The following is a 19,686-nucleotide window of genomic DNA, read 5'->3' on the forward strand; positions in this document are numbered from 1 at the left end:
ATTTTCATTACCACATTGGTATTTTTCGCAACCAATAGCTCAAAGTAAAGGCGCAAACTGGCTTCAAACTGAATCAGGAGCTTGTAATGACCCGTTCAACCGGATTTGCCACCCGCGCCATTCACCATGCTTACAATCCTCTGGAAAATGACGGCGCGCTGACACCACCGCTACATTTGACGTCCACGTTTACGTTCGAAACCGCAGAAGCTGGTGGAGAGTTGTTCGCCGGTGAGCGTGAAGGTCATATCTACAGCCGTATTTCAAACCCCACATGCGACCTTCTTGAACAACGTATTGCCGTACTTGAGGGAGCCGAGGCTGGACTAGCTCTCTCAAGCGGCATGGGGGCGATCACGGCAGTGCTTTGGACCCTGCTGTCGCCGGGGGACGAAGTCATCGTGGACAAAACGCTCTATGGCTGCACCTTCGCCTTCCTGCGTCATGGTTTGGCGAAGTGGGGGGTCACGATCACACATGTCGACATGACAGACCCTGAGAACCTGAAAGCGGCCGTTTCCGACAAGACCCGCGTTGTCTATTTTGAAACTCCGGCCAATCCGAACATGCGCTTGGTGGACATCGCCGCCAGCGCCGAAATTGCGCACTCGGTCAGTGCAACAGTCGTAGTCGACAACACCTATGCCAGCCCGTATCTGACCCGCCCGATTGAACTTGGGGCAGATATCGTTCTGCACTCCGCTACTAAATACCTCGGCGGGCATGGTGATGTGGTCGCGGGTCTTGTTGTAGGAACCGCTGAACAGATTGCTGAGATCCGCCTTGTTGGGATGAAAGACATGACCGGCGCGGTAATGGCCCCTTTCAACGCGATGCTGATCCTGCGTGGTCTGAAGACACTGAACCTGCGTCTGGATCGTCACTGTGCGTCCGCCATGGTCGTCGCGGACTTCCTCGAAGCACATCCCGCCGTCGGCGAAGTTTACTTCCCCGGGCTTGAGAGTTTCGCCCAGCATGATGTCGCGCAGCGTCAGATGTCCCAACCCGGCGCCATGATAGCGTTTGAAATCAAGTCCGGCCTGTCCGGTGGGATCGATTTCATGAACCGCTTGAACATGATCCAGCGCGCGGTGTCCTTGGGCGACGCGGAAACCCTGATCCAGCACCCCGCATCCATGACCCATTCGACGTATACCCCGGAAGAGCGGGCCGAGCATGGGATCAGCGATGGCCTGATCCGTCTGTCCGTCGGGCTGGAGGATGTCGAAGATATCCTTGCAGACCTGGAGCAAGCCTTGCCCTACCCTGCCCGCAGCGCCGCCTGAACCCGGAGACAGTCATGCACATTGATCCCACCCAACTGAAGATTGTGGAACAGCGCCTGCTCTGGTTGTCTCATTGGATGATTCACCATGCCAACCATGTTCGACCGAAGGTGGATGGGATCAAGATCGGTGGCCATCAGGCTTCGTCTGCTTCGATGGTCTCGATCATGACCGCGCTCTATTTCTCGGCCTTGCGTCCAGAAGACCGGGTTGCAGTCAAACCCCATGCCTCGCCAGTTTTTCACGCGATGCAGTATCTCATGGGCAATCAAACACGTGAGAAGATGGAGAGTTTTCGCGGATTCGGGGGGGTGCAAAGTTATCCCAGCCGGACCAAGGATATCGACGATGTTGATTTCTCGACCGGGTCGGTGGGTCTGGGTGTTGCGATCACCTCGTTTGCCTCGATCATTCAAGACTACATCAAGGCCAAAAGCTGGGGCTCAGATGCGCCAATGGGACGTATGGTAGCCCTCGTGGGCGATGCCGAACTGGATGAAGGAAACGTTTACGAGGCGTTGCAGGAAGGCTGGAAGAACGACCTGCGAAACACGTGGTGGATCATCGACTACAACCGACAGTCACTGGACGGTATCGTCCGGGAAGGGCTGTTCGAACGGATCGAGAAAATCTTCGATGCGTTCGGTTGGGATGTCGTGCGTGTAAAGTATGGGGTTCTGCAACGCGCGGCCTTTGAAGAGCCCGGCGGCAACCGCCTGCGTGATTGGATCGACGCTTGCCCCAACCAGGACTACTCTGCTTTGACTTTCATGGGTGGCGCGAACTGGCGTCAGCGTCTCTTGGACGATCTGGGGGATCAGGGAGACGTGACCGCCCTGATCGAAAGGCGCACGGACGCGGAACTTGCTGCCCTGATGGAAAACCTTGGTGGCAACTGCGTCGAGACGATGGCCCAGACATTTGCCGCCATCGATCATGATCGCCCAACATGTTTTCTGGCCTATACCGTCAAAGGATGGGGCACCCCCATTGCGGGCCACAAGGACAATCACGGCGGGCTGATGAACAATAGCCAGTTTGCTGCGTGGCAGTCGCATATGGGAGTGCCGGAAGGCGAAGAATGGGAGCCGCTTGCGACAGTGCGGGACCCAGACACGTACAAGGGTTTTCTTGCCAACACGCCATTTTTTGCCAAAGGTACGCGCCGCTATTTTGATGACAAGTTGTATGTGCCTCCAATAGGGATCGACACCAGTCGCGAAATCTCGACCCAGATGGCGTTTGGCAAGATTCTTGACGATCTGTCAAAAGGCGACAGCCCATTGGCCGGACGCATAGTGACGACTTCCCCAGATGTGACAGGCACAACAAGCCTTGGTCCTTGGGTGAACAGGCGCAAACTGTTTGCCCGTTCCGAACAATCTGACGCCTTCATAGAACACCGCATCCCATCAACCGCAAAATGGGAGTTCACGCCGGAAGGGCAGCATATCGAGCTTGGTATCGCCGAAATGAATCTCATGTTGCTTCTGGGAGCGGCGGGTCTATCGCATTCCCTGTTCGGCAAGCGACTGATCCCGATTGGCACCGTTTACGATCCTTTTGTCAGCCGCGGCCTCGATGCTCTGAATTACGCCTGTTATCAGGACGCACGCTTTATGCTGGTTGGCACACCATCGGGCGTCACCCTCGCACCCGAAGGTGGAGCACACCAATCCGTTGGAACGCCGCTCATCGGGATGAGCCAGGACGGGTTGGCCGCTTTTGAACCCGCCTTTGCCGACGAGCTGGCGGTGATCATGGAGTGGGCCTTTGATTACATGCAGCGCGACGGCGAAGGGCAACCGGACGAGCGCACCTGGCTTCGCGATGAAACCGGAGGGTCCGTCTATCTGCGGCTGACCACCAATCCAATCGAACAGCCCGGCAAGCGCGTAGACGACGAATTTCGCCAAGGGGCCATCGATGGCGCTTATTGGTTACGAAAACCAGGACCCAATTGCGAAGTTGTTGTCGCCTATCAAGGGGCCGTCGCGCCAGAGGCAATCAAAGCCGCCGGCATGATTGGCGAGGGCCGTCGTGATATAGGTGTTTTGGCCGTGACATCGGCAGATCGCTTGAATGCCGGGTGGACCGCCGCTCAACGAGCGCGTTCTCGCGGTACCCGGTCGGCACGCTCTCACATCGAAACCCTGATGTCCGACCTTCCGCCACATTGCAAGCTCGTCACCGTTATCGATGGCCATCCTGCAACTCTATCCTGGCTGGGGGCTGTGCTTGGACATCAGACCATTCCTTTGGGCGTCGAGCATTTTGGTCAGACCGGAACGATCGGCGATCTATATCGCCACCATTGCATTGACGCAGACGCCATTCTGGAGAAAGTGAATGGCCTGACCCATGGCAGGGCGCTTCACCGTGCATAAGTGGGCTGGACCTGGACAATAATGTAGCGAACAAACTAGCACTGATCATAGACCAAGATAACTATCCGGCCATGTAGACAGTGCTCTTAGGTTCAATGAACCTACCGGACCTGAACTTGGCTGGTTTGATTGGAGATGACGCCCGAAAAACAGGGCTCCTTTGACTAAAAATAAATAACTTGGCCCTCTGCACCGGTCTTCGGGAGGCAGCGGTGGGAGGCTCGAAACCTCTCACTCCGACCAAAAAAACAAGGTGTCGAATGTAGAGATATTCTGCCTTATGACCAATTAAATTACCTTTCCGCCAAAAAAGTTACCTCTGGTGGTGAATGTCACACAAGCCTGGTCCAACCGTCATAATTGGGCCTAAAACACATGAACGTTCAGCTTCAGAAGGAACACAAAACTAAACGCTGCTACTTCAATGAAGTTTGACCCTGGGCTGCGGGTCTGTACGATGACGCGGTGCAGAAAACGTCGACTATCAGCCTTTATCTGCCGACTATCATGCTTCAACCGGAGCAAAGCGTGCCGCAGTGCATCCGCCGAACCTGTCATTCGCTGCTCGAACAAATTCATCGAATGAACGAATTCAAAAATCGCGGACAAAACTGATTTTATTGGGCGGTCGCGACGAGGCAGCCCCGTAGTTTAAGCGTGGAGCGGCTCTCGAGGGTCATGTCGAGAACCAGCTCGCGCAAGAAACCGTTTTAGCTGGCTGCTTCTTGGGACAAAGCTTCCAGCAGTGTGCCCAAGTTATGCTGGAACATTGCCAAGTAGCTGGTCGCCGGGCCACCACGCTCGGACAGGGCGTCCGAAAACAGACGGCCGCCGATCTCGATGCCGGTTTCGTCCGAAATCTGTTGAACCAGAGCGGGGCTGGTAATGTTTTCAACAAACAGCGCCGCCGCGCCCTCGGCTTTCAGCTGGTCGATTAGAACAGCAAGCTCTCGCGCCGAAGGTTCTGCTTCGGTGTCGATACCGACGGGTGCCAGGAAGTTCATTTCGTACGCATCTGCAAGATAGCCGAACGCGTCATGTGCCGTCACCACAGTGCGGCGATCTGCGGGTAGGTCAGCCAGCTTGGCTTTGGTTTCCGCATCCAGTGCTTCCAACTCGGCAATAAAGGCATTGGCGTTGGCGGCGATCTGGTCGGCGTGTTCGGGCAGTGCTTCTTTCATCGCATTCGCCACGTTGGTTACGTAAACCACACCATTCGACAGAGAGTTCCAGGCATGAGGATCGATTTCACCATCGACTTTGACCAGGATGACGCCCTCGGTTGCGACATGCACGGTAGCCTCAGTACCAGACTCCGAGATCAGAGTGTCGGACCAAGTCTCAAAACCCAGACCGTTGACAAAGATGATGTCCGCTTCGGCGACGGCCTTCGCGTCGGCGACCGACGGCTGGTAGACATGCGCGTCGGCGTCGGGACCCACGATGGTCGTCACAGTGGCCAGATCACCGACAACCTCTTCGACCATGTCACCAAGGATCGAGAAGCTGGCGACAATTTTCACATCGTTTTCACCAGCCACAGCCGGAAACGTTGCCAAGGCAAGGGAGGCCGAGGTGACACCAGCATAGAGGGATTTCGTAAGAGTCATTGTGCTCTCTCTTCTTGTGGAACTTGCGCAACGGTGAGGTCTTTTGAAACGGACGGTTTGCGCAGCCGTCCGCCAAAACCAAGCGGGCCGAATATGGCCGAGAACAGGAAAAAAGCACCTGCAACCAGCACGATGGCCGGACCCGAAGGCGTGTCGGGGAACAGGTAGGACAGGGTCAGACCGATCCAGCAGCTGGACAAGGCGAAGATGAAACCCAGAACCAGCTGGGCGGTGATCGTACTGGCCCAATAACGGGCCGCAGTCGCGGGCAGGATCATCAGGCCAACGGCCATCAGCGTACCCAGTGTTTTGAATGCGGCCAGCAGGTTCAGAACCAGCAACAGCATGAAACCCTGATCGACCAACCAGGGGCGGCGGGTCTGGGTCTCAAAAAACACCGGATCGCAGGTGCTGACTATCAGGGGGCGCAACAGAAAAGCGAACGCCACCAGCGTCACCGTCGCGACGCCACCCACAAGCAGCATCGAGGCATCGTCGATCCCAAGGATCGAGCCAAAGAGAAAGCTTTTCAGTGGAACGGCGGACCCGGCGGCGGAAAGGATGAAAATGCCCACCGCCAGCGCGATCAAGTAGAGCGATGCAAGGCTGGCATCACTGCGCAAAATGGTTCGTCGGGCCAGCAACGCTGTCAGGATGGCAACACCGACCCCGGCAATCAATCCTCCAATCAGCAGGGACATGACTGACAGCCCCGCAGTCACAAAGCCAATGACGATACCGGGCGTGATCGCATGGGCCATGGCCTCACCCGCAAGCGACAATCGGCGCAGGACAAGGAACGCCCCTACCGGCGCGACAGAGGCTGACAGGACCGTGGTTGCCACAAATGCACGGCGCATGAAGGCAAAGCTCCACATTTCAGTGAGGAGTTCAAACATGCGCGGTCTCCGCTGTGGATGGGTTGCTTCGGAACATCCAGGATGCTTGGCTTTCGGACAGGTATCCCTGCGCGACCAGCCTGTCGGGGGTCAGGACATCGTTCACCGTGCCATGGGTGGCTTCCTGACCGCCCAGCAGCAGGGTATGGCTGCAGTGATCCAGAACCGATGACAGATCATGCACCACCAGCACTACGGCACGACCTTCGTCGCGCCAGCGGCGGATGATCGACAGAAGATGCGCCTCAGTACTTTGGTCTACGGCGGCAAAGGGTTCGTCTAGCAGGATCAACGGGGCGTCCTGCATAATGACCCGCGCAAACAAAGCACGCTGAAGTTGACCACCCGACAGCATGTGTAGGGGGCGGTCGGCAATATCCAGTACACCGGCCTCGTCCAGCGCTGCCATCATCCGGTCGCGTGCGGCACTGTCCAGCCCCGAGCGGAAACCAAACCCACGCCACGCGCCCATCGCGGCCAGATCGCGCACGCGAATGGGAAAACGTCGGTCGAACTCGGTCATTTGCGCCAGATAGCCGATTTCCGCTGGGCGGCCCTTGGGCCAGTTCAGATTGCCCGAGAGCGGATCCATGAGCCCCAGCAGCATTTTGACAAAGGTGCTTTTGCCCGACCCGTTGGCCCCCAGAACGGCCAGAGTTGTGCCAGCGTCGATATCCATGGACAGGCGCCGGAACAATGTCAGGTCGCGGTAACCAAGAGTAAGATCGCGGATTTGAAGAACGGTCGACATCAGATCACCGAAATAATTGCCAGCCACAGCAAGGCGGACAGGGCCAAAGCGCCTGCAACCAACACCGGTATGCTGAACTCGGTCAGGCAGCGGCCCCGCTGCGAAACGGCGTCAGAATCCGCCGCGCGCCGGGTCATCGGGTTTCTCCCGCGTCTAAAGCGGAAGCTTTGCTGAAAAACACTGGTGAGGGGACGATGACCCCGTAGATTGTGCAGGGTCGGGCTTCAGATTTCTGCAATGACAACAGCATCGCCTCCTCCGTTTGCGCGGGGGCGAAGCGAGTGCAAGTCTTTCGGCGGCTAAGGCCGCTTGAAACATTGTCATCTCCCTCTGGGACACCCCGCCCAGGTTTATTCATTGTCGGATGGCAGGTCTCCTGACTTGCGGGTCAACGCTATCCCGATCCTTCCCAGGCGAATGCCCAGTGGACGATCTCGGGTCGCTCACCGCCTACAGTTGCGGGGGCAGTCACGGATTTGGCCTCTTTAGCAGGGACCGCACCGTATTCCCTTTTATCCCGGATCGCACAAAGCGGCCGGGAACCATCGCAGGCACCAAACACGAATCAAGTTGATTCTCCAAGCGCTCAATTTGGCGTTGAAAGCAAAAAGGAGTTGGGGGCTGCACAACATTGGACAAATCTCTGTCGCTCCGATTTGACGCCTCAGTCTAAGATCGATCACATTGCAGCCGTTCTAGTTGCGACTGCGGCAGACGACTTTCCTAAGGTACCGGAACAGTCGCAGTGAAAAAATTAATGGGCGGCACCTTTGATAGAGTGAACCGGAACCGTTCTCAAGCAAGCAGCTTTGATGCCTTGGATGGCATAAAGCTGCCGTCAACCGCACTGCTTGAATTGACGCGTGATCAACTGCTGCGGCTCAGCCTTCCCAATAGCGCACAAAATAGAACACAGCTAATCGACAACTTGCGGGCGAGCGGAACTAAGATCACTCCTGAGAATGTGGTGGCCATCCAGAAACTAACCGACGGTCGGACAGTTCGGTTGGAGACAGTTAACGGCGCTGCGGAATCGCGACACATTAACCGACATGCTGATGAGTTTTCTCAGAAGGGTGTTTCCCAAGACCAAATCCCGATGCAGTATTCTCCGCACTTCAACTAGAAAAAATTGTCGGTTATCAGGGTTCTGGAACTGGTCGTCCGATCTACGCCCGACACCACATCCTGCACCAAAGCCAGATCCGTGATCGAACGGGCAAGCGCGCCGCAATGGTTGTAACGGTCGAAATTTGCGGGAGGACCGTCGGGGTTGCGCCCGTGCGGTGGCTTGAACCCCACAATCCCACAACAGCTGGCCGGAATAAGGATCGACCGGCCGATATCCGTTCCGGTTGCAATTGGTGCGAAACCCGCCGCCAGCCCTGACCCTGATCCGCCCGACGATCCTCCGGTTCCATAGTCAGGATTGAACGGGTTGACTGTATTGCCCCAGGTCCGACTGCGACACACGCCCGAAATGCAGAACTCTGGCACCGATGTACGAGCCAGAATGATCGCGCCAGCATCCTGCAAGCGTTCGACCATCGGGTCCGACATCTCGTCAGGCGCGACATCCATGTGCAGAAGGGACCCATGCGTCGTGCGTTTGCCTTTTACACGCTGGGCATCTTTGACCAGCACCGGGATGCCCAGAAACGCTCCGCTGGCCGAACCATCCGCATAGGCCGCGTCGGCAACAAGTGCCTGCTGCCGCGCCTCATCGAAATAGGTGTCGGTCAGGGCATTGATCACCGGATTGACCTGCTCGATCCGGGAAATCAAAGCCTGAAGCAGATCACTGGGTTTCAGGAGGCCCGCGCGAAACGCAGCAAGCGCTTGGGTCGCTGTCATCTAACACAGATCGAGGTCAACGTTTGGTTTGGGCGCTGCGTTATCCATGCCGCTTACCTTGTTTTCAGGCGGCAGCGTCCAGTTTCACACCAAGGCGTGCTTGGATCTGCTGGCTGAATCCTTGCGTGATGCGGTCGGCGATCATGGCTATGATCGCCATGCCAATCCCCGCGGTCATGCCAACCCCGAAATCACCGTCCCCAAGGCCGATATAAATCTGCTGTCCCAGATCGTCGGTGCCCACCAGCGCGGTGATCACCAACATCGAAATGCCGAACATGATCGTCTGGTTCAGCCCCAGCATGATCGACGGCACGGCCAGCGGCAGTTTTACCTGCCACAACAATTGGCGGGGTGTTGTCCCGATGGCCGTCGCAGCCTCGATCACGTCATGGGGCAGATTGCGCAGACCGTGTTCGGTATAGCGGATCGCGGGGACGATCGCATAGACGATGATGGCCAGCAGTGCGGTGAATTCACCGATTTTGAACACCATCACAAAGGGGATGAGGATTACGAACAGCGGCATCGTCTGCAAGGTGTCGATCACCGGCCGAACAATGCGCGACACGGTGTCATTCTCGGACGCCCAGATGCCGATGGCGCTGCCGAACAGGAAAGACAGCAACACACCTACTCCGCAAAGGTAGAGGGAGACGACCGAAGGCTCCCATATTCCGGTCAGCAACAGGAATGCGACCCCGGCCAGCGCCCAAAGCGCAAGGTTCGTGCCCCCCGCCTGCCAGGCCAATGCGATGATGATCGCGCAAAGCGCAACCCATGCCAGACCGGACAGTCCCGAATACAGAACCAAGGCAAACAGGATCACCCAAAGAGCCTGCAGCAACCGCCCCTTGAAGGCCATATATCCCGCTACCGCTGCAACGATCAGTGCGTAGCCAACAGTTACAGCCGGGGTCATTGCGACGCCCCAGGTAAAGGGGCTGACAGCCTTAACCAGGCCGATTTTGATCGGCAGCATCAGGTAGAACAGCGCCGCCCGCTTGATTGCCTCAAGTACTGTCCGGAACTCGACGAAGACCCACTCAAGACCTGCATTCATCGCCGGGGCCGGGTTCAGGACCCATGCCTCGGGCCAGTCCTTGAGCGGTGAAAAGACAAAAGCCAGCAGCCAAGCCGCGCCAAATAGAACGGCGCAGGTTATCCAGCCTGTCGCTTTGCGTTGCGTCGAATTAGACTGTACCGCAAATCCCCATGTAATCCGGTCCAGCACCATCGCCATCAGCGCGATCACGATCCCGGCCAGCAGGCTTTCTCCGAACTGCGCTTTGCGCATGGTCGACAGCACTTCCCAACCAATATCGTTGGTGCCCCCGATGATCGAGGCGATGATGACCATCGACAGTGACGCCATTGTCGTCTGGTTCACACCCAGCAGGATTTGCCGCTGCGCGGTCGGTACCCGCACGCGCCAGAACAGTTGCGATGGGGTGGCGCCGCTCATGAGGCCGGACTCGATGACCTCATCCGGGACACCGCGCAGGCCGACGATGGTGTTGCGCACCATCGGCGGGAAGGCAAACAGGATCGAGGCGACCAGACCGACAGTTGTGCCAAAGCCGAACAGCAGCAGGATTGGTAGCAAGTAGGCAAAAGCGGGCACAGTCTGCATCAGGTCGAGGATCGGCATGATGATCCGATAGGCCCGCTCTGACATGAACCCCCATGTTCCCAGCGCAAAACCCAAGGCAACCGCCATTGGAATCGACACAACCACAAGCGCGAAAGAGTTCATCGATTGAGTCCAGAACCCAAACGTCACCATGTAAAGCAAGCTGGCAGCTGTGAAGATCGCCAGTCCCTTGCCCCCGGCCCGCAAGGCCAGAAAGACCCACAGAACGAACCAGGCCGCCCATGGCACCGCGTGCAGCACCGTCTTGGCCAGCAGGATCGGCCAGTCCAGCAGCCAGGATATGCCTTTGAAGAACCACCCGAATGTCACGACGAACCACCGCATCGCGGTATTCATCGGATCAGTAACTGGCAGGACCAGCGCATCGGGATAGGTCACCAGCGGCCCGAGATTCTTGGCAAACACAACGCAAACTGCCACCAGAACCGTGACCGCAAGCCAGACCACCAGCGATCTGTTCGAAGCTGCATCCATGACGTCAGTCCTTGACCGCAGAGGCGTCCGAGACACCGCTGGCCAAAGCGGCGATTACGTTCTGACTGGTCATGTGCACCAGCGCATTGTCGTCCCGGCGCACCGCGACGCCCGTGTCATGTGAGGCCAGATAGGGCAGCAGATCGGCCACGTTGGTCGAGGCCGGAACCTCTTTGATCCCAGCGGGCGGGCTGTCGTCCGAAGCGACATCGCCTGCGGTCAGGATAAGCTCCCAAGGGACGTCATTGGTGAATTCGCGCACATAGTCATCAACCGGGTTCAGGATCAGATCAACCGGGCGGCCGATCTGAACAACCGCACCGTCCTTCATGATCGCCATCCGGTCGGCGATGCGCAGTGCCTCAAGGAAATCGTGGGTGATGAAGACAATGGATTTGTGCAGTTCCTGCTGCAGCCGCAGGAATTCGTCCTGCATCTGGCGCCGGATCAGCGGGTCAAGCGCGCTGAAGGGTTCATCGAGGAACCAGACCTCGGGTTCCACGGCCAGCGACCGCGCAATGCCGACACGCTGCTGCTGACCGCCCGAAAGTTGGCTGGGGAAACTGGCTTCCCGGCCTTCCAGACCGACAAGCGAGATCACCCGCTCGGCGCGTTCCAGACGCTCTTTGTCGTCCAGACCCTGCAATTTCAGCGGAAACGCCACGTTTTCCAGAACATTCAGATGCGGCATCAGGCCAAAGCTCTGGAACACCATCCCCATCTTGTGCCGACGAATGTCGATCAGCTCTTTCGAGGACGCTTTCAGCAAGTCCTCTCCATCCAGCAGGATCTCTCCGGCGGTGGGTTCGACCAAGCGGGACAGGCACCGCACGATCGTGGACTTGCCCGAGCCTGACAGGCCCATGATCACGAAAATTTCGCCCGGCATGACGTCAAAGCTGACATCGGTCGAGGCGACGATGCCACCTCCCTCGCGAATGCGTTGCGCCAGCGCCGTGGCCTCATCGGGCCCCTGCCCGGCGACGTCGACGTTGCTGAGATGCTGATCCGCCCCCTTGCCGTAGAGCTTCCAGACATGTTTGCAGGACAGTTTCGGGGTGGTGGTCGGGGAAGATGTGGTCATTTCGGCAGCCTTGAAAAAGGTGGAGCACGCAAAAACATGCTCCACCGGAGTCAGTGGTGTTTATTGCTTTGCGGCTTCAACCCAAGGCTGCCAGACGTCTTGGTTTGCGCCCATCCATTCGGCCACGACCTCTTTCACTTCGCGCCCGTTCTGGTCCACTTCCAGGATAAGACCGTTCTGCACGTCGTTGGTCATACTCATCAGCTCGACCATTTTCATCGCATCCGGATAGCTCGAAGCGAAATCCTTGGCGACGATCTTGTCGACGGTCGCCTGCTGGAAGCCACAGGCCTCACCGCGTTTCTGGCTGGTCTCGTCACAGGTTCCGTGCGGCGTGTCCCATTCGACCCATTCAACCTCGGTATCCGCAAACACCCAATGCGGCTGCCACATCATCATCAGGATCGGCTGCTCTGCAGCCACAGCACTTTTTAGCTCGGCCAGCATCGCGCCTTCCGAGCCACCGGGCACCGGTTTGAACGGCAGGTCAATCAGTTCGACCAGATCGGCCGAACGGGTCCCCCAGTCCGCTGGATAGGTGATCAAACGGCCATCAGGAAAGGTGTCCGCGGCGGCAAAGGCCTGCGCGCAGTCATAGAGCGCCTCATAAGCAGGCAAACCCGGGCAGAGCTCAGCCATGTACGGAGGATAAATCCAGCCTTCCTGTGGCTCGAGCCCCAGTCCGCCGACAACGATAATGTCCCCGGCCTCAACGGCCTTGGGGTAGATATCGCCCACGTTGTTGGTCCACAGCTCGGGCTGATAATGCAGGCTGCCTTCGGCAATTGCGGCCAGCTGCGGCACGGCACCTGCGGTGACGTATTCGACCTCGTGGCCCAATTCTTCAAATAGCGCGCCCGCGAAATGGGCGGAGATATGTTGGCCGGTCCATTCGTTGACCGCGATCTTGATCGGATCGGCCAGCGCCGCACCCTGCATCAACATGAGCGTCGCGGAAGCCAGCAAAGCAGGCCTCAGTTTGTGTGAGAATTTCATGGTTAAACCTCCGTTGGTGCGTCGGCCGTTTTCGGCCTTTTGTGTCCGTTTCAAAAAAACAGTACAGTTGCAGGTATTTTGATGCATCAGACTGTTTTTTGTCAACAGTGTTTGTTTTTTGCCTTCTCGAATGGTACTTTCGTGTCCAATACGCTGAGCATGAAAGCGATCCTAACATGAGAAAGCAGTCCATCAAGAACATGCGTCGCAAGCAATTGACCGAGGCGGCCTTTGAAGTTCTCAAAGTTCATGGAATCTCCGGGACAACCTTCGACAAGGTCGCCAAAGAGGCCGGGTTATCCAAAGGCGTCGTGCAGCATTACTTTCCAGGTAAAGAAGCACTGTTCGAGGCTGTTTTGCGTGAATCCAACGCTGAAGCCCGCCGTTGTGTGACCGCGTTATTCGCGCATAGCGACACACCGGCGGAACGGCTATACGCAATCATTTACGGCAATTTTGCCCCGACGCTCTTTCAACACGAAATCTGCAATGCCTGGATTTTCCTGTGCGCGGAGGTGCCGCAAAACGCCAAATATCTACGCATACAGAATGTCATCCATTCGCGCATGCACAGCAATCTGATGGGCGCACTGCGCGGTATGGTTGAGCCTGCCTTGGCAGAACAGGTCGCCTTTAACCTGACGACGCTAATCGACGGGATCTGGATGCGGGCCGCGTTACAGGCTCGACCGATGTCTTCGACCGAAGCACTGTCTCATATGGAGTTTGCACTGAACCGGTTGTTCCGCGACACAGCAGTCGACTTCGCAGATCTGCAACCAGCGCGTGAAAAGATTGCGCAGATCAGCGATATCCTGTTCAAAGTTTGAAGCAAGACAACAAAGAGTTGCGGCATTTGCGCCGGTGACATTGACTCGATTTGGGCTGGTATCCGACACAGTTTGACGCTGTTTTTCGCGTAGACCTCGACCAGTATATTTCGGAGACAGGAATTTCCTGAAAAGTCATTTGAAACCCTGTTAGGGCGTCTTGATGCCGCGCCCAAAAACGGCACATTTGGGTAGGCTGTGATGCGACGTGCGATGGCGTTAAATCTGGACAGCCGAGCCTTGGAACTGGCTTTCTACACCCAGCCTGAGGATGTGAAGGCTGCCGATGACCGAACCTTGGTTTCACAGGTCTTTGCGGCCGCTGGCCTGACCAAGGACGCCGAATCTCGGAGTCAGACCGGCGTTGCCGAGCATTTTCCATGGACCCGAGGAACAAGATCCACCTCAGGAACAAGAATCTGATGAGGCAGACGGCAATGCCGTCAGCCTGCAGGTGATTGACGGGCAACCCTCAGCCGAATCCGCAGAGGATAACAAGCAAATCTCTTTCGCTGACGTCGGTGGGTTAGAAAATGTAAAACGCGACACAGAGAGGCGCATCATTGCGCCCTTTAAGCAGTCAGGGCTGCTGTTGCGGCTCAGGAAAATATCCGGCGGGGGCGTCCTGATGTGTGGTCCGCCGGGATGCGGCAAAACCATCATCGCACGGGCAGCTGCCGGGGAATGAGCCGCGCGATTTCAGGCCGTTGCGATCTCGGACATTCGTGACCCTTATAGGGGCGTGGTAGAACAACGTTTGACCTCTATCTTCGAGCAGGCGCGCAACAACACTCCGACCATCCTGTTCTTCGACAAGATCGATGCGCTGGGATCGAAACGATCCGGACACAGCTCGACCTATGTTTCGCAGATGGTCAGTCGTTTTCTGGCCCAAAGGGATGGCGTCAGCCAGCGGAATGACGGTGTTTTGGTGCTGGCCGCAACTAACCCTAGTCGAAGGATTCTGCATTTCTGCGCCCGGGGCGGTTCGATCGGCTGTTCTTTGTGCCGCCACCGGATGCCCAGGCGCGGGAGGCGATCCTGCGGCTGGAACTTACCGGTCGCCCGGCCGAAGCCAATATCCGCTTTCACAGGACCACTGCCGCCACAAGCTAATATTCCGGTGCGGATCTGGCACAGATCATCGAAACCGCAACTGATCTGGCGATTGATGCGACCTTGTCTCAGGGATGCGAAGTACCGATTAGCATGAAGATGCTAGCAGCTGCAAACGATCAAGCCGGCCCCTCCACAATCGACTGGCTGACGACAGCCCGCAACCATGCCACCTAGGGCAATGAAAGCGGGCGTTATAATGATGTTCTGGCCTTTCTCAAATCAAACGGGCGCAGATGATGCAGTTGGACATTGCCGATAACACGCTTGCCGAAGCAAGCCCAACGAAATAACGGCACCTTTCGTGGTCTGGATTGTCAGCTTTATGGCGGGCCCGGTTTTGGCTGTATTGTAATGCAGGTTCTCTGGGCTACCGCGACCGGAAACAACAGGGCCACTTGCTGCTGGCCTCAGCCCTGTTCTGCGCCCCAGTGCTGATGCTGATCGATTTCATCAAGGACTGTTTCGAAATGGGCAGCACTGAACGTCTGGGTAATCAGGTTCTGCTGAACGTGGTTCTGGTGGTTGCAATCATTGCGTCCGGGTACTGTTTTCAAGTCCAGCGATAACTCTATCACCTGAATCAGATGACAACAGGACGGACACACCTGCGATTGCCCTTTGCCGTTCTGTTCCTCATCGGGTCCTAGTTTGTCACACCGTTTTGCTTGCCATCGTTCCACCTTTGGGCGAGGCGACGGGTGGCCTGGCTTATTTAATGAACTGATCATGATACGCTCCGACAGAGATTTTCCGCCGGCCATCGCCGCCTCGCTACGGGGCGACGATACCAACGCGCTCGGGCATTTTCGCAACGCGTTGAAGCATGAACCGGAATGCGTCGTTCTCCACGCGCATCTTGCGGTCTGCTTGTTTGGTCTGTGCAAGTATTTCGCTGCGTCCCGCGCACTGGACGAAGCCCTGTGTCAGGATGCCGGGTCAGCAGGACACCACGCCAATGCGGCGCTCAGAATCGCGCCGAACAACAGCCCGAACCATATCGCCATCGGTTGGGCGTTCTGGGTCCGGAACGACTTTGACAAAGCGCAGAAGGCCGCCCTCAGCGCACTGGCCCTCTCGCCCAACAGTCAGGATGCGCATGCCTTGTTGGCCGCGATCGAGATGCACCGCAAACCTCTGACCGGCTGGTTTCACCGAGTGGGGTACATTGCCGATAACAAAAATATCAAGACGGCCACACTGTATCTCGTCCCGGCACAGTTCCTGTACATGTCCGCCAGCGACATCCCGGATTTCTTTGGCCACGGGGGGATCTCGGATGGGAAGCTCAGGTTTGCGATGGTCGGTGCAGTTCTGCTGCTGGTGAGCAATCAGATGTATTTCAGAAAAGCCGCGAAACACCACAAGGCTGCGACTCTCAGAAAGGACTATTTAACCTTTTCTGCAGCAGTTCCAATGAGGTATGGCGCTCCGCTAGATGGCGTTCCTCGATTAATCCCAAAACCGTTTTGGATGATTGGAGCGCAGAAACGCTCCAAGTACCTTCGACCAGGGATGTAAGTGATCAGGCGACTCGAATGATGATCGCTCGGGCCAGAAAACCGGTGTTGTCGCATCCAAGCAACTGGGCTTGCACAGGCCTTTGGCCTGCAAAGTAACTACTTTATGATTTGAAACTTGAACTTCTTTGGGATTGAAGGCTAATTGCTACCGTACGATTTTTTGTTTCAAGAGTAACGCATGGCGACCACTTTTACCGTCTTCTCCCTCGGAACCTTGCCAATCTGGGACACCGTTGAGGGTAACACATCCCTTTCGACCACCAATGTGAATGCGGCCCTTGGCACTTATGGCTCTGCTGGTGATCCGCTTTATGACAGCAGGCAGACGTTTGCCGAGGCGGGCAACGGTTTCAGCGGTGGGGATGCAAACACCTATGATCTGGACAACAACGTCTCGAACGACCAGTTCAGCATCGACGGAGGATCGCCTCAGACCTTTGATGCCTCGATGATATTTAATGCGGTCATCACGTACAATGACGGCACCACCGCAAATATCTCGGCTGTCGTTTTCCAGGATACAAACGGCAATACGTACTGGTCACCGGAATTTGAGGAAAACACTGATCAGGACGCGATCGAGGAACATGCGATCGTGTCAATTCAGCTAGTGTCACCGGTATATTCAAACGGATTCAACGCCGGGTACTCAATGTTCGGGGAACGGGTCGTTTCCGATCCATTGTGTTTTGCAAAAAGCGCAATGATCGCCTGCCCGGATGGGCCGCGACCGATTGAAGACCTGCGGGCTGGAGATCTGGTGCTGACCATGGATAACGGCGCGCAACCGATACGCTGGATTGGTCGTCGAACCATGGCGGCCATCGGAAAATTCGCGCCAATCAAAATCCGCGCAGGCTTTCTGGGCGCCAAGGAGACGCTGGAAGTCAGTCCACAGCATCGCATCCTGCTGCAAGGTGCCGAGGTCGAATTGAATTTCGCATGCCCGCAGGTTTTCGCCGCTGCCGCTCATCTGATCGACGGTGACGGAGTGTCTGTACGGAAAGGTGGGGAAGTTGAGTACTTCCATCTGCTCTTTGATGAACACCAGATCGTCTGGGCCAATGGCGTCGCGTCGGAAAGCCTGCTCTTGGGAAAAACAGGCATGGCCGCACTGAACGAAGAGAGCGTCGCAGAAATCCAGACTTTGTTTCCCGAACTCGATGTGAAAATCGGGCCAAGCTTTGAAGCCGCCCGTCCGGTTCTGAAATCATTTGAGGCGTCGTTGCTGGTGTCGCGGCCTTGGACAAAAAACTCAGGCACTTACATCAAGGCCGCCTAAGGTGCTGCGGTGGCCCAGCTTTTGGTCCTGCCTGTAATCTTACCACTCTGGCCAAACTGTTGAAACACGCTGTCCCCAGCAACGGGCAACTGCCCGGGCGACAAACCTACAGGTTTTCAGAGCACCTAGCTCGGCCGCACTGCGACAAGAACGACGTCAAGCTCATCTTCCAGGGCTTGCAACTTTTTCAGGTCATCTTTCGGCAGATTGGCCGTATCGGCCTCTATAGCGGCAAGCGCTACAACCGGGCGTCCAATCTCCTGTTCCAGCGCCCGAACAGCGTTGAGCTTGTCGGCCTCAAGCGTTGCAAGTGGATAAAGCATGGCAATCTCCTGTCTACTGATGGCTTGGAGTATAGTCGACTTTTTCGGTTTTGGAGCATTGTTTAGTAGCGCGCGCCAGGTCCAAGGTTAGCGGGTAGGGATCCAAGGTTAGCGGGTAGGGAAACGGAATACCGCATCACTTGCCGGTAAACTCGAAAATCGTCGTGACACGCACGAGGCACCGGCGCCTTCAAAGGCATTGTGCAAACGCTTGGAATGCTGAAACAGGGCGAATTGAATAAGGTGTTACCGCGCCCCCAATTGCAGAAAACGAGACACCTTAGTCTGAGATTCGCGTCGCATGATCCTTCGGAAGGTCTCGGAAGTTCGCGCCTGAATCGAAGGCCGGACTGAAGATTAGGCGGCCAATTTGATGCCGAATGACAAGTCAGAAGCCAATAACAACAGTATCAGAATGTACAATGATATCGTGGTGCGGGTGGAGGGACTTGAACCCCCACGCCTTGCGGCGCCAGAACCTAAATCTGGTGCGTCTACCAATTTCGCCACACCCGCAGTACCGGCCTTGAGTGCCGGATAGGCGTGCTCATTAACAAAGCCAGTGGACGAGTGCGAGAGGGAAAATCACTTACACGCAAGATTTTTGGTCGCCAACCGGTTTAATTCGGGCCTGACACTTGGGCCGTGCTCCAGGATCGTACCCATTTTTCGGATCGGCGCCTGTCCGCACCATAACGTTAATTAGAGGGTAGCGTTTCAATTTGCGTTTTCGGACAAAACCACCGCCTATTTAACGTGCACATCTCCAAAAAAATTCGGTGACATGTTAAACGCGCTTACGTTGAGTAAACCGAATTATCTATGGGTTCACACAAATCTACCTTGTGATCAGCGCTTCGACCGAGCGTTTTCTTTGAGCCGGAGCTTTCCTGATAACAGAAGGTAAATTATTGACAACACAGTAGATTACAGCCGGTATTTCGTTCAAAATTGCGCACCTCGATTGACCGCGATTAAGGAATGCGCAGTACCTGGAATCTGTTGATACGTCCTCAGGTTGAAACCGCTCGCGAGCCCGCGACCATAATTGCGCCACATTTCAAACGCCAAAATATCTTATTCGCGTCAAAATAACACCGCCTTGCCAGTAATTGATGGACGGCGGGAATTAATGAGTCTTTCCCGCCTTCGGGCGCCGTAAGAGTTTTTTGCTCAACTCGAACACAGGGGTCTTAGCCGTGACCAATATGATGAACTCTGCCACTGCTGAGCAAGACGCCGTTGGTCTTGCACGTGAAAGTTTCCTTGGTGAACTGAAGTCCTTGAATCAGAACCATCCGAATACGGGCTTTGGCGTTTCCTTGCGCACGCATTCGGGGGGCCACTATCTGCTCGCCAATTCTCGGATGCCGCTGCCTAAAACCAAATCCCAGGGTTTTCCGACCGGACGCCGTCTGGCCCTGCTTGAAAACAGCGAACAGTTCAGCTCGATCGAAGTACTTGCCGATTCCCGTGCCTACGAAGAGATTTCGCCGGGTGACGAGGCCGCGATTTTGGGCAATGCGCTGAATCTGATCGCCCGGATCGACATCCTGACCAGCTCTTCTGACGGTCAGATGCAACCTCACATCGCCGCTACTGGAACCGGAGGCTGAC

General features: G+C 56.3%; 17 protein-coding genes, 1 tRNA gene, 1 pseudogene and 1 riboswitch. Of the genes and pseudogenes, 9 read left to right on the top strand and 10 right to left on the bottom strand.

The features are described from left to right. Positions 1-86 precede the first annotated feature (86 nt). Entirely contained in the window at positions 87-1,286 is a 1,200-nt protein-coding gene (locus ACR0IK_RS11615) for a methionine gamma-lyase (RefSeq protein ID WP_480641598.1), read from the top strand. A gap of 14 nt (positions 1,287-1,300) precedes the next feature. Then, positions 1,301-3,673, top strand: coding sequence for a 1-deoxy-D-xylulose-5-phosphate synthase N-terminal domain-containing protein (locus tag ACR0IK_RS11620; protein ID WP_480641599.1), 2,373 nt, complete (start codon positions 1,301-1,303; stop codon positions 3,671-3,673). Positions 3,674-4,383: 710 nt separating this feature from the next. Here ACR0IK_RS11620 and ACR0IK_RS11625 read toward each other — a convergent pair. From ACR0IK_RS11625 to ACR0IK_RS11640, 4 genes are read right to left on the bottom strand one after another with little or no spacing between them, the layout of a single operon-like run. Continuing rightward, the gene (locus tag ACR0IK_RS11625; RefSeq protein WP_480641600.1) at positions 4,384-5,283 is read right to left on the bottom strand and encodes a metal ABC transporter solute-binding protein, Zn/Mn family; all 900 of its coding nucleotides are present in this window, start codon (positions 5,281-5,283) and stop codon (positions 4,384-4,386) included. Next, the gene (locus tag ACR0IK_RS11630) at positions 5,280-6,182 is read right to left on the bottom strand and encodes a metal ABC transporter permease (protein ID WP_480591214.1); all 903 of its coding nucleotides are present in this window, start codon (positions 6,180-6,182) and stop codon (positions 5,280-5,282) included. The genes ACR0IK_RS11625 and ACR0IK_RS11630 overlap by 4 nt, the downstream gene beginning before the upstream one ends. Continuing rightward, positions 6,175-6,933, bottom strand: coding sequence for a metal ABC transporter ATP-binding protein (locus ACR0IK_RS11635; RefSeq protein ID WP_480641601.1), 759 nt, complete (start codon positions 6,931-6,933; stop codon positions 6,175-6,177). The genes ACR0IK_RS11630 and ACR0IK_RS11635 overlap by 8 nt, the downstream gene beginning before the upstream one ends. Beyond that, entirely contained in the window at positions 6,933-7,070 is a 138-nt protein-coding gene (locus ACR0IK_RS11640; RefSeq protein WP_480591219.1) for a hypothetical protein, read from the bottom strand. Before ACR0IK_RS11640 ends, ACR0IK_RS11635 begins: the two co-directional genes overlap by 1 nt. A 212-nt stretch (positions 7,071-7,282) precedes the next feature. Next, positions 7,283-7,495, bottom strand: a riboswitch (cobalamin riboswitch). Between the two features lie 183 nt (positions 7,496-7,678). Between ACR0IK_RS11640 and ACR0IK_RS11645 the strand changes: the two genes are divergently transcribed. Beyond that, on the top strand, positions 7,679-8,059 hold the full coding sequence (locus tag ACR0IK_RS11645) for a hypothetical protein (RefSeq protein WP_480641602.1): 381 nt from the start codon (positions 7,679-7,681) through the stop codon (positions 8,057-8,059). On the opposite strand, the gene ACR0IK_RS11650 is transcribed toward ACR0IK_RS11645, so the two are convergent. The 4 genes from ACR0IK_RS11650 to ACR0IK_RS11665 form a co-directional block, all read right to left on the bottom strand. After that, positions 8,056-8,787: an amidase gene (locus tag ACR0IK_RS11650; RefSeq protein ID WP_480591224.1), complete on the bottom strand. Its 732-nt coding sequence runs from the start codon at positions 8,785-8,787 to the stop codon at positions 8,056-8,058. The two genes, ACR0IK_RS11645 and ACR0IK_RS11650, sit on opposite strands and share 4 nt — an antisense overlap. Positions 8,788-8,851: 64 nt before the next feature. Continuing rightward, positions 8,852-10,915, bottom strand: coding sequence for an ABC transporter permease (locus ACR0IK_RS11655; protein ID WP_480641603.1), 2,064 nt, complete (start codon positions 10,913-10,915; stop codon positions 8,852-8,854). A 4-nt stretch (positions 10,916-10,919) separates the two neighbouring features. Beyond that, the gene (locus ACR0IK_RS11660) at positions 10,920-11,999 is read right to left on the bottom strand and encodes a quaternary amine ABC transporter ATP-binding protein (protein ID WP_480641604.1); all 1,080 of its coding nucleotides are present in this window, start codon (positions 11,997-11,999) and stop codon (positions 10,920-10,922) included. Positions 12,000-12,059: 60 nt separating this feature from the next. Then, positions 12,060-12,995 carry an ABC transporter substrate-binding protein gene (locus ACR0IK_RS11665; RefSeq protein WP_480641605.1) on the bottom strand — a complete coding sequence of 312 codons (936 nt, stop codon included), beginning with the start codon at positions 12,993-12,995 and terminating at the stop codon, positions 12,060-12,062. Between the two features lie 176 nt (positions 12,996-13,171). On the opposite strand from ACR0IK_RS11665, the gene betI reads away from it, so the two are divergent. The 5 genes and pseudogenes from betI to ACR0IK_RS11690 all read left to right on the top strand — a co-directional run bounded on the left by betI (position 13,172) and on the right by ACR0IK_RS11690 (position 17,746). After that, positions 13,172-13,825 carry a transcriptional regulator BetI gene (betI, locus tag ACR0IK_RS11670; RefSeq protein WP_480641606.1) on the top strand — a complete coding sequence of 218 codons (654 nt, stop codon included), beginning with the start codon at positions 13,172-13,174 and terminating at the stop codon, positions 13,823-13,825. 454 nt (positions 13,826-14,279) lie between these two features. Continuing rightward, positions 14,280-15,038, top strand: a pseudogene (locus ACR0IK_RS11675) (AAA family ATPase). Between the two features lie 301 nt (positions 15,039-15,339). Continuing rightward, positions 15,340-15,510: a hypothetical protein gene (locus ACR0IK_RS11680; RefSeq protein ID WP_480641607.1), complete on the top strand. Its 171-nt coding sequence runs from the start codon at positions 15,340-15,342 to the stop codon at positions 15,508-15,510. An 82-nt stretch (positions 15,511-15,592) separates the two neighbouring features. Further along, positions 15,593-16,462, top strand: coding sequence for a hypothetical protein (locus tag ACR0IK_RS11685; RefSeq protein ID WP_480641608.1), 870 nt, complete (start codon positions 15,593-15,595; stop codon positions 16,460-16,462). Between the two features lie 180 nt (positions 16,463-16,642). Further along, on the top strand, positions 16,643-17,746 hold the full coding sequence (locus tag ACR0IK_RS11690; RefSeq protein ID WP_480641610.1) for a Hint domain-containing protein: 1,104 nt from the start codon (positions 16,643-16,645) through the stop codon (positions 17,744-17,746). A 125-nt stretch (positions 17,747-17,871) separates the two neighbouring features. On the opposite strand, the gene ACR0IK_RS11695 is transcribed toward ACR0IK_RS11690, so the two are convergent. Both ACR0IK_RS11695 and ACR0IK_RS11700 read right to left on the bottom strand, forming a co-directional pair. Further along, positions 17,872-18,069: a hypothetical protein gene (locus ACR0IK_RS11695; RefSeq protein ID WP_480591248.1), complete on the bottom strand. Its 198-nt coding sequence runs from the start codon at positions 18,067-18,069 to the stop codon at positions 17,872-17,874. Positions 18,070-18,500: 431 nt separating this feature from the next. After that, positions 18,501-18,585: transfer RNA gene (locus ACR0IK_RS11700), tRNA-Leu, on the bottom strand. 692 nt (positions 18,586-19,277) lie between these two features. Between ACR0IK_RS11700 and ACR0IK_RS11705 the strand changes: the two genes are divergently transcribed. Then, positions 19,278-19,685: a hypothetical protein gene (locus ACR0IK_RS11705; protein ID WP_480591620.1), complete on the top strand. Its 408-nt coding sequence runs from the start codon at positions 19,278-19,280 to the stop codon at positions 19,683-19,685. The last annotated feature ends 1 nt before the right edge of the window (position 19,686 follow it).

This window comes from Ruegeria sp. BF7, from assembly GCF_056538605.1.

What these genes read in the sequence shown, in the direction of transcription:
- betI (WP_480641606.1), top strand. Translation starts at nt 13,172, where the DNA reads ATGAGAAAGCAGTCCATCAAGAACATGCGTCGCAAGCAATTGACCGAG.
- ACR0IK_RS11655 (WP_480641603.1), bottom strand. Translation starts at nt 10,915, where the DNA reads ATGGATGCAGCTTCGAACAGATCGCTGGTGGTCTGGCTTGCGGTCACG.
- ACR0IK_RS11640 (WP_480591219.1), bottom strand. Translation starts at nt 7,070, where the DNA reads ATGACCCGGCGCGCGGCGGATTCTGACGCCGTTTCGCAGCGGGGCCGC.
- ACR0IK_RS11630 (WP_480591214.1), bottom strand. Translation starts at nt 6,182, where the DNA reads ATGTTTGAACTCCTCACTGAAATGTGGAGCTTTGCCTTCATGCGCCGT.
- ACR0IK_RS11695 (WP_480591248.1), bottom strand. Translation starts at nt 18,069, where the DNA reads ATGCTTTATCCACTTGCAACGCTTGAGGCCGACAAGCTCAACGCTGTT.
- ACR0IK_RS11690 (WP_480641610.1), top strand. Translation starts at nt 16,643, where the DNA reads ATGGCGACCACTTTTACCGTCTTCTCCCTCGGAACCTTGCCAATCTGG.
- ACR0IK_RS11615 (WP_480641598.1), top strand. Translation starts at nt 87, where the DNA reads ATGACCCGTTCAACCGGATTTGCCACCCGCGCCATTCACCATGCTTAC.
- ACR0IK_RS11625 (WP_480641600.1), bottom strand. Translation starts at nt 5,283, where the DNA reads ATGACTCTTACGAAATCCCTCTATGCTGGTGTCACCTCGGCCTCCCTT.
- ACR0IK_RS11650 (WP_480591224.1), bottom strand. Translation starts at nt 8,787, where the DNA reads ATGACAGCGACCCAAGCGCTTGCTGCGTTTCGCGCGGGCCTCCTGAAA.
- ACR0IK_RS11620 (WP_480641599.1), top strand. Translation starts at nt 1,301, where the DNA reads ATGCACATTGATCCCACCCAACTGAAGATTGTGGAACAGCGCCTGCTC.
- ACR0IK_RS11705 (WP_480591620.1), top strand. Translation starts at nt 19,278, where the DNA reads ATGATGAACTCTGCCACTGCTGAGCAAGACGCCGTTGGTCTTGCACGT.
- ACR0IK_RS11665 (WP_480641605.1), bottom strand. Translation starts at nt 12,995, where the DNA reads ATGAAATTCTCACACAAACTGAGGCCTGCTTTGCTGGCTTCCGCGACG.
- ACR0IK_RS11660 (WP_480641604.1), bottom strand. Translation starts at nt 11,999, where the DNA reads ATGACCACATCTTCCCCGACCACCACCCCGAAACTGTCCTGCAAACAT.
- ACR0IK_RS11635 (WP_480641601.1), bottom strand. Translation starts at nt 6,933, where the DNA reads ATGTCGACCGTTCTTCAAATCCGCGATCTTACTCTTGGTTACCGCGAC.